The sequence below is a fragment of the Mycolicibacterium pyrenivorans genome, from assembly GCF_025821625.1.
Lineage (GTDB): Bacteria > Actinomycetota > Actinomycetes > Mycobacteriales > Mycobacteriaceae > Mycobacterium > Mycobacterium pyrenivorans.
Window position 1 is genome coordinate 1 of record NZ_JACKSH010000085.1, and the last position, 446, is coordinate 446.

Annotated in this window: 1 protein-coding gene; it reads left to right on the forward strand. The window is 67.5% G+C overall.

Annotated elements, in window-relative coordinates; translation table 11 throughout:
- On the forward strand, nt 1-446 hold a 446-nt coding region (locus H7I57_RS10745; RefSeq protein ID WP_264023481.1), incomplete at both ends, for an SLC13 family permease.

The following is a 446-nucleotide window of genomic DNA, read 5'->3' on the forward strand; positions in this document are numbered from 1 at the left end:
CGTGACGGTCCTGGCGGTCCGGCACCGCGGACAGTGCATCACCGGCGACCTGACCAACCGCACCCTCGACTTCGGTGACGCGATGTTGGTGGGTGGCAACTGGGACGACATCGAGCGGCTCAGCGATTCTCGCCGGAACTTCATCCTGCTCAACCTGCCCGCCGAATACGAACAGCGGTTGGTCGCGCCGGGCCGGGCACGCGCTGCGGTGGTCATCCTCGTCGCGATGGTCACGTGCATGGCGTTCGGCTGGCTGCCCGGCGCCGACGCGGCACTGCTCGCGGCACTGGCCATGGTCGGTGCCGGTTGCGTGCGCGTCGACAGCATCTACCGGTTGATCAGCTGGAACACGCTGGTACTGATCGCCGGCATGTTGCCGTTGGCCACCGCGTTGGCCAAAACGGGGACGACGACGCTGATCGCCGGCCACTTGGTCGCCACCTTGG